This window comes from Gordonia sp. NPDC003950, from assembly GCF_053605205.1.
Map to the genome: position 1 here is coordinate 1 of NZ_JBSGIT010000053.1, position 4,042 is coordinate 4,042.

A 4,042-nucleotide genomic window follows, 5' to 3' on the forward strand; every position below is an offset into this window, starting at 1 on the left:
GTTTGGGTGCCCCCCCCCCGGGTTGGCGGGCGGGGGGGCGTGCCCCCCCCCGCGGGGCGGGGGGGGGGGGGGGGGCGGGCGGGGTTGAGTATCGGCCCCCCGGCGCCGCCGGCGTTGGGGTGCATTCGCCCCCCCTCGGCGCCTGGCCATGTTGTCCATCGGGACACGACCTCCTCGACATTTCAGCCATGGGCACGGCTCGCACCCGGAGCGCACAGTGATGCCAGTCACCCGATCAGACGAGTCGGCCTCGTCTGAAATCCGACGGGTGCGATCCGACGATGGGAGCCCCCGTGCCCACCCGCACCCGACTGCTGGTCGCCTACCTCGCCACCCCCGGCGGCGCCGACGCCCTGTCGCTCGGCATCGATCTCGCACGCGCACTGCACGGCGAACTCGACATCGCCATGGTCCTCCCACCGATGGGTCCCATCGAGCAGGTGGCCGCACCCGGCAACGCCGACTACACCCGGTTCGTCGATGACCGGGCGGCGGCATGGTTGGCCGAGGCCACCGCCACCATCCCCGACGACATCGTCGCCGAAGCCCGAATCGCCCTGTACGACAACGTCGCCGAGGGCCTGATCACCGAGGCGCAGCAGACCGAATGCGCGGCCATCGTGGTCGGCGGATCCGGCGGCGGGATCGTCGGGCGCCACTCCCTGGGGTCGGTGGTCAACGATCTTCTGCACTCGTCTCCGCTACCGGTCGTCCTCACGCCGCGCGGAGCCGCCTCGAACGCGCCGCACACCCTGCGCCGCATCACCTGCGCGATCGGTCGCCGACCGGGAAGCACCGCCCTGTTCACCGCCGGCCTCGACCTGTGCGAACGCACCGGACTTCCGTTGCGCCTGGTGTCGCTGGTGACCGGCGACGACGATGCGCTGCCGTGGCGTCGTGACGACACCGACCCCGCCGTCCGGGCCGCCGCCGCCGACCTCCTCGACGGCCTCGTCGATGAGGCGCGCGGCCGCCTCGGCGCCGACCATCAGATCGCCTCCGCGGTAGTCGCCGCGAAAACGACGGAGACCGCCGTCACCTCCCTCGACTGGGATGACGGCGACATCGTGCTCGTCGGCTCCAGCCGACTCGCCCAGCCGTTGCGTCTGTTCCTGGGTACCACCGCGGCCAAGATGCTTCGCGCGCTGTCGGTCCCGATGATCGTCGTGCCCACGAGCACGTGAGCGCCGACGACAACTCCTCCTCAGCAACCGGGCACTCCCCGCAACCCGGTCCGCCCGCCCTCGACACCCCGACCTCGACCTCGACACCCCGCCCTCGACCCGGAGCGCACACATGACGTCACAACCCACACCGCCGAACGCACCCACCGGGGTGACGACGCCCATCGGCGAGATCCCCGTCGACAAGGGCCTCGCCGCCGGCAAGGTCGGCGTGCTCTCCGGCGCAATCCTCGGGATATCCACCGTCGCACCGGGTTACACCCTGACCGCGAGCATCGGACTGATCGTGGCGGCCGTCGGGCTCAAGATGCCCGCGATCTTCATCGCCGGGTTCATCCCGATGTTCCTCACCGCCTACGCCTACCGCGAACTCAATTCCGACACCCCCGACTGCGGGGCATCGTTCACCTGGTCGACGAAGGCCTTCGGGCCGTACGTCGGGTGGATGTGCGGTTGGGGCATGGTGGTCGCGACCATCATCGTGCTGTCGAACCTCGCCGCGATCGGTGTGCAGTTTTTCTACCTGATCATCGCCCAGATCGCCGACCGCCCGTCGATCGCCGACCTCGGTACCAACAAGCTGGTCAACATCGTGACCACACTCGTGCTGCTCGCCGCGGCCACGTGGATTTCCATGCGGGGCATCTCGACCAGTGAACGCATTCAATATGTTCTCGTCGGCTTCCAGCTCATCGTTCTGTTCGCCTTTGCAATCATCGCCCTGGTGAAGGTCGCGGCCGGCGATGCACCCGCGGGCCTGTCGTTTGACATCGACTGGTTCAACCCGTTCACCGGGCTGACGATCTCCGCCTTCGCGGTCGGACTCACGGGGTCGATCTTCGCGTTCTGGGGCTGGGATACGTGTCTGACGCTCGGCGAGGAATGCAAGGACCCCAAGCGCACGCCGGGCCGTGCGGGATTGCTGTGTGTGCTGTCGATCCTGTTGACCTATCTCCTGGTCGCCGTCGCCGTGATGATGTACGCCGGGGTGGGTGCCGAGGGGCTCGGACTGGGCAACGAGGCCAACGCCGAGAACGTCTTCGGCGCGCTGGCCACACCTGTTCTCGGGCGGTGGGGCGGTCTGATGTTGTTCGCGGCCATCCTGGTGTCATCGCTGGCGAGTTTGCAGACGACGTTCTTGCCGGTGGCGCGGACGATGCTCGCGATGGGCTCCTACGGCGCGTTCCCGAAGAAGGTGGCCGAGATCCATCCCCGGTTCCTGTCACCGTCGTTCGCCGCACTGGTCGCGGGCATCGTGACGGCCATCTTCTACACCGTGGTGACGATCCTGTCCGAACGCACCCTGATCGACACGATCGCCGCCCTGGGCATCATGATCTGCTGGTACTACGGCATCACGGCCTTCGCGTGCGTGTGGTACTTCCGGCATGAACTGTTCACCTCGGTACACAACGTGATCTACCGATTTCTGTGCCCGTTCCTCGGCGGCCTCGCGTTGATCATCGTCTTCCTGATCTCCGTGGGCGAAAGCATGAACCCCGACAACGGCAGTGGCGCTTCGATATTCGGTATCGGCCTGGTCTTCTACATCGGGTTCGGCCTGTTGATCGTCGGGGTGTTCGTGATGCTCTACCTCCGGGCACGGCATCCGGCCTTCTTCCGTGGGGAGACCCTTCCGCGGTCCACGCCCGCGTCGACGGTGCCCTCATCGGTGTCGTGACTCACCGCCGGCGAGCGTGCCGATGTCCGGATGGACAGGCCTCGTCAGTGAGAACATCGTTGGGGACACACATCGACAGATCGCCGACATATCGCCGAGGGAGCCGACATGCCCACGCCACGTACGCTGCTTGCCGCCTATCTACCGACACCGGGTGGTGAAGACGCTCTCGGGCTCGGCGTGCAGTTGGCGAGGTCCTTTCATGCAGACCTCGACGTCTGCATGGTGCTGCCGCCCACACCCGATGGTGCCGACGTCGAAGCGTCGGCGCACCTCGATTCGCAGGCAGCGGAATGGTTGTCCGACGCTGCCGCCCGCGTCCCCGACGATGTGGTCGCCGAGGCTCACATCGCCTTCCACGACCACGCCGCCGAAGGCCTCGTCGTCGAATCCCATCGCACCGGGTCCGCGGCCATCATCGTCGGCGGCTCGGGCGGCGGCATTCGAGGCCGCAACTCCCTGGGATCGGTCGTCAACGATCTGATGCACGTCTCCACCACCCCGGTCGTCGTCGCACCACTCGGCGCCCGCGAATCCGCCTCGCCCATCACCCGCATCACGGCCGCCGTCGGTCGTCGTAGCGGCGCCACCCCACTGCTGCGCGCGGTGATCGACGGTTGCGAACGCACCGGATTACCGCTGCGGCTTATCTCGTTGCTGACGCCCGACGGTATGGGCGGCCAGGCGGGAGACCTCGAGACCGCGGAAAAGGCTGCCGCCGAACATCTCGCCGAACTCGTCGAGACCGCGAAACAGGCGTTGGGTGCCGACTACGACATCACCTCGGCGGTCGTCACCGGCGATGATGTCGAGGACGCCGCCGGCAAGGTCGGCTGGCACGGCGGCGACATCGTCTTCGTCGGATCCAGTCGCCTCGCCCAACCGCTGCAGCTCTTTCTCGGCGCGACCGCCGCGAAGATGCTCCGCACGCTCGAAACCGTCCCGATGGTCGTCGTGCCGAAAGACGCCTGACGCGCGGTCGGTTCTCATCGACGCGGTGCCCGCACGCCGGCGCGGTCGTAGCAATGCGAGCGCGATTGTGGGGGCGCCGCGCGAGCGCGGACGGTCCGCGTGAAGCTCATCGTGGTGCGTGTGTGTTCACGCGGCCGGTGAGGCAGCGTGAGCGTGTGGGGTGTTGCGGGATTCGGGGTGGGGTGCCGCAGGCACCGTGGAAGTG

Annotated in this window: 3 protein-coding genes; all 3 read left to right on the top strand. The window is 67.8% G+C overall.

All coding sequences use genetic code 11. The features are described from left to right. Window positions 1-281 precede the first annotated feature (281 nt). Window positions 282-1,184, top strand: a complete 903-nt coding sequence (locus ACWETB_RS23735) for a universal stress protein (protein ID WP_452214041.1) — start codon at window positions 282-284, stop codon at window positions 1,182-1,184. Window positions 1,185-1,296: 112 nt separating this feature from the next. Then, window positions 1,297-2,865, top strand: coding sequence for an APC family permease (locus ACWETB_RS23740; protein ID WP_452214043.1), 1,569 nt, complete (start codon window positions 1,297-1,299; stop codon window positions 2,863-2,865). A gap of 108 nt (window positions 2,866-2,973) precedes the next feature. Further along, window positions 2,974-3,837, top strand: a complete 864-nt coding sequence (locus ACWETB_RS23745) for a universal stress protein (protein WP_452214045.1) — start codon at window positions 2,974-2,976, stop codon at window positions 3,835-3,837. Window positions 3,838-4,042: the final 205 nt, after the last annotated feature.

Coding starts and splice junctions, on each gene's coding strand:
- ACWETB_RS23740 (WP_452214043.1), top strand. CDS start 1,297: ATGACGTCACAACCCACACCGCCGAACGCACCCACCGGGGTGACGACG.
- ACWETB_RS23735 (WP_452214041.1), top strand. CDS start 282: ATGGGAGCCCCCGTGCCCACCCGCACCCGACTGCTGGTCGCCTACCTC.
- ACWETB_RS23745 (WP_452214045.1), top strand. CDS start 2,974: ATGCCCACGCCACGTACGCTGCTTGCCGCCTATCTACCGACACCGGGT.